This window comes from Frankia sp. CcWB2 (assembly GCF_977927585.1).
Window position 1 is genome coordinate 8,383 of record NZ_CDWRCM010000142.1, and the last position, 3,925, is coordinate 12,307.

The window sequence follows — 3,925 nt, forward strand, 5'->3', positions numbered from 1 at the left end:
TTGTACCTCCTCCCAGCCGGCCACGTCCCATTCGTCACTGTCCGAACGCGGGAACTTGGCGATCGAGAGCCGCCCGGACACGTCCCGCACCGCCGCCTTGGGGCGCGCGCCGCCGAGCGAGCTACCTGCGTCGATGAGGTCCGCGAGGTCGCGGTCGAAGTCGCCCTCCGCGCGGACGCGGTCGGCTGCTCGCATGAGCCGGGCCAGGTCGATCAGCCGTGGGACCGCGTGCCGGTGCGTCGAATAGTAGGTGGCGGTCGCCGGCTGGCGGAACCTGACACCTCCCTGGCGGGTGTCGTCGCGGACGCCGAGAAGGAAGTCGGCCTTACCGAGAGTGCGAGGTGTGGTCTCGGCGGCGCGGGCGCGCTCGCGCTCCTCACGCCTCATGAGGTTCTCGCCCCATCGGTCGGGGGCGCTGTCGGCGAACGCGTTGAAGATGGCCGACCCCGGCGGCGTGTGGAAGACGCCGGCGGCTCTGGCCAGCGCCGGGTCGAGGTCGTATCCGGCCGGGTTGGTCAGGTAGGCGTCGGCATATCGGAACGTGGCGCTCTGTCCGCCGCGGTCGTGAAGCCACAACGTCCCGGCGGCGGTCTCCTGCCCGTCGATCTCGACGGTGACCTCGACAGGATCCCGTCCGGCCATCAGCGCCGTACTCGCTTGGGGAGGATCTCGTCCATGCGCAGCCGGCCGATGTCGGTCTCGTACGGGTCGGTGGCCCTGACGACGGCATCCATGATCCCGATGGTGCGTAGCACCCTGAACAGGTTCTCGGTGCTCGCGGTGCCCTTACCCTGCTCGATGGCGCGCAGCGTGTCCCGGGAGATCCCGGCTCGCTGGGCGACCTGGGCCGCGGTCAGCCGGTTCAGCTTCCGCCAGGTCGACACATGCTCGCCGAGCAGACGCAGCGACCGCGCCACCGACAACGGCGTGGCATGCGAGGCCCTGTCACCGACCATAGCCAGCATCATACGAGCCTACGGCGGTTAAGTTCGCCGTTAAGTGCGGCTGCCTCCAGGCGGTGGCTGACCAGGTGGGGCAGGCCGGGGCGAAGACGGTCATGACGGGTAGATCGCGTGCCCACCCGGGCCGTCTGAGATTGTCCTGCCGGCCCACGTTCCTGCCGGCTCACGCGAGACGCCGAGCCGGCGGGGCCACGATGATCTTGGATGGCGTGGAGACGCCGCGGTCTCCTTCATCGCGATCCGGGTCATCGGCGAACAGGTTGCCCCGCACGTCCCCGGTGCCGACCCCGCCGCTGACGGCGGCGACGACACCTGTCGTCCTGGAAGACAAAGCACCCGGCAGGGTGGAAAAATACCCACCGGGTCGCCGGAGCCGCGGACTACACCAACCGTTTGCAGCTCACCGGACAGTGCGGTCACCACCGCGATCTGGGGGCCGCTGTTCTGCGCGTTCGCACCCCTGACCATCCTGGCCATCCCGATCGGCCTGGCCGTCGCCGTCACCGCCGTCGTCGTGATCGTCCCGGCCCGGGCCCAGGTCTTCGGGGACCTGATCGAAGCCGCCTACGACCAGCACCGCACCGTCCTCTACACCCAGCTCCGCTGGCCCCTGCCCGCCAACCCCCAGCAGGAACGGGAACACGGCCAGCGGCTGACCGCCTACCTGTGGCGCGGCTCCGACACCCCCGACCCCACCTTCACCCCACCCACCTAGCCGCTGCTACTTTCCGCTATCACTTTCCGCAACCATCCCGGTCCGCTGTCGGGCCCAGTCCGCTGTCGGGCCCGGTCCGCGGCCGGGCTCCACCACGCCCGGTCCGGTGGGCCGTCCGCCTACTTCCGGCCGACACCGCCGTAGATATTGACCTGGGCGTCTGTCAGAGCCCGTGTATCTGGGTTGTCCGGCCGCCAGCGGTGGGCCAGCTGAACGCCGGGGTCGACTAGCTCCAAGCCGTCGAAGAAACGTTCGACTTCGGATCGGCTGCGGAGCTGGAACGGAATCCCCGTCTGCCGGAAGGTGTTCATCCCCCGATCCGCGTCCGGATCATAATCTCCGGTGCCGTGGGTGAGGACAAGGTAGCTACCCGACGGCAACGCGTCGAGGAGCCGGCGCACGATCCCGTAGGGGTTATCCGCGTCGGGGATGAAATGGAAGATCGCGATGACGGACAGGGCGACCGGCCGAGTGAGGTCGAGGGTGCTGTGTAGCTGCGGGGCGGCGAGGATCCTGTCGATGTCCCGCAGGTCGGCGTCGAGGTAGGCGGTGCGCCCCTGCGGGGTGCTGGCCAGCAGCGCACGGGCGTGGGTGAGCACGATCGGTACCACCCCCAGGACACACATGCCTCGATCTGCGCGTCCGCCAAACCCACCCCGACTGTTGTACGTTTGTTGTACGGTGGCCTCATGAGTGTCGGGTTCCGTCCCACCGAAGAGGACCTCCGGATCGTCGAGGCCAACCGCCGTCAGGACGAGAAGACCAGCGACGTCATCCGGCGTGCCCTGCGGCTGCTGGACCGGGAGGCGTGGGAGACGCGCGCCCGCGAGGACATGCACCGGCTGCGGAACGAGGACCTGTCCGCCGAGCCCGACGCGTGGGGGTATGACACCAACGGCAACATCGTGATCACAGGTACGAACCTCGCGGTACCAGCCAGGTCCCAGGACCAGCCCTGATCCGCGGGGCGGTATACCCGGTCGACCTCGGCGACGCCAAGCGCGGGCATGAACAGCGGGGGCGTCGGCTCGGCCTCGTCCTGAGCATGGAACAGAACACGTGGTCCACGGTCACGATCGCTCCCACGTCGACCAGCGCGCAGGCATCCACCTTCAGACCAGAGGTGATCATTGCGGGACGGTCGACCAGGATCCTGATCGATCAGATCCGGACCATCGACAGCGCCTATGTCGCGGGTGAACTCGTGGACTACCTCTCCCGCGATGACATGGCCCAGGTCGAGCACACCCTCTCGTGCTACCTCGGCCTGCTTCGCTAACGCGTCGCCCGGTGCTCCCCGTAGATCAACCTCCCCTCACGACTGGACACCCACCGGGCATCTTGTGGACGTCCCCCCAGCAGCCTCCGCCTGGCGGGCCAGACTCTGTGGGACATCTGTGAGAACGGCTGCCCCATTGACCCGGTCTCGAAAAGGAGGTGAAGATCGGTGGCAGGCGTCAGGCACGTGCTGTTCGACGCGGACGGAGTCCTTCAGGAGATCCCTGGAGGTTGGTACGCGGCGATGGAGCCGTACCTGGGCGAGCGTTCGCGGGAGTTCCTCCACCGGACCTGGAAGGACGAGCTCCCGATGCTCGCGGGGCGCGGTGACTACATGCCGGTGCTCGCGGCGACCCTGGCCGAGTTCGCCGTATCGACGCCGGTCGAAGACGTGTACCGAGACGTGTGGCACCGGATCGACGTCATGGACGAATCTCTCGCGCTGGTCCGGGCCCTGCGGTTGCGCGGTTACGGTGTCCATCTCGGCACGAACCAGGAGCGGCACCGCGCCGCCTACATGCGCTCGGCGCTTGGCTACGACCGCTTGTTCGACGTCAGCTGCTACTCCTGCGACCTCGGCATCGCCAAGCCCGCCCCCGCCTTCTTCACCGAGGCCGCCCGCCGCATCGGCGTGGACCCGGCCAGCATCCTGTTCATCGACGACAACGAGAAGAACATCGCAGGCGCCCGTATCGCTGGTCTCGCCGCGGAGCAGTGGACCATCACCCAGGGCCGCCACACCCTGCTCCCCTTGCTCGCCCGACATGACGTCATCCCAGACCACACGGGTTGATTCACTCGCAGCAGGATTCCACCAGACGTCGGGCCGCTGGAACCATGTCGCCGCACAGTCCCATCGGCCGAGCCGCGCGGCATGTGCACCCCAGGGATGGACCCGGGATGCGACCCGATCACCCAAAAGATGCCGGTCAGAACCTTGATGGAGGTACAGGCACGACGTGTCCATTCA

Annotated in this window: 5 protein-coding genes and 2 pseudogenes; 4 read left to right on the top strand and 3 right to left on the bottom strand. The window is 68.0% G+C overall.

Annotated elements, in window-relative coordinates; translation table 11 throughout:
- Both ACY45C_RS14965 and ACY45C_RS14970 read right to left on the bottom strand, forming a co-directional pair.
- Nucleotides 1-642: HipA N-terminal domain-containing protein (locus ACY45C_RS14965; protein ID WP_462188212.1), on the bottom strand; the 642-nt coding region annotated here is incomplete at its 3' end.
- Complete coding sequence (locus ACY45C_RS14970; RefSeq protein WP_462188213.1) at nucleotides 642-956, bottom strand: helix-turn-helix domain-containing protein; 315 nt, start codon at nucleotides 954-956, stop codon at nucleotides 642-644. The genes ACY45C_RS14965 and ACY45C_RS14970, both read right to left, overlap by 1 nt.
- Nucleotides 957-1,362: 406 nt before the next feature.
- Here ACY45C_RS14970 and ACY45C_RS14975 point away from each other — a divergent pair.
- A pseudogene (locus tag ACY45C_RS14975) lies at nucleotides 1,363-1,677 on the top strand (hypothetical protein); the annotation flags it as partial.
- Between the two features lie 119 nt (nucleotides 1,678-1,796).
- On the opposite strand, the pseudogene ACY45C_RS14980 reads toward ACY45C_RS14975, so the two are convergent.
- Nucleotides 1,797-2,282: pseudogene (locus ACY45C_RS14980) on the bottom strand (SAM-dependent methyltransferase); the annotation flags it as partial.
- 84 nt (nucleotides 2,283-2,366) lie between these two features.
- On the opposite strand from ACY45C_RS14980, the gene ACY45C_RS14985 reads away from it, so the two are divergent.
- The 3 genes from ACY45C_RS14985 (at nucleotide 2,367) to ACY45C_RS14995 (ending at nucleotide 3,748) form a co-directional block, all read left to right on the top strand.
- Entirely contained in the window at nucleotides 2,367-2,636 is a 270-nt protein-coding gene (locus ACY45C_RS14985; protein WP_023842085.1) for a hypothetical protein, read from the top strand.
- Nucleotides 2,636-2,956: a type II toxin-antitoxin system PemK/MazF family toxin gene (locus ACY45C_RS14990; protein ID WP_462188215.1), complete on the top strand. Its 321-nt coding sequence runs from the start codon at nucleotides 2,636-2,638 to the stop codon at nucleotides 2,954-2,956. Before ACY45C_RS14985 ends, ACY45C_RS14990 begins: the two co-directional genes overlap by 1 nt.
- A 168-nt stretch (nucleotides 2,957-3,124) precedes the next feature.
- A complete protein-coding gene (locus ACY45C_RS14995) occupies nucleotides 3,125-3,748 on the top strand; it encodes an HAD family hydrolase (protein ID WP_462188214.1) in 624 nt (207 codons plus the stop codon).
- Nucleotides 3,749-3,925 lie beyond the last annotated feature (177 nt).

Bases quoted from the DNA above. Each gene is read 5' to 3' on its own strand.
- ACY45C_RS14970 (WP_462188213.1), bottom strand. From the start codon at position 956: ATGGTCGGTGACAGGGCCTCGCATGCCACGCCGTTGTCGGTGGCGCGG.
- ACY45C_RS14985 (WP_023842085.1), top strand. From the start codon at position 2,367: ATGAGTGTCGGGTTCCGTCCCACCGAAGAGGACCTCCGGATCGTCGAG.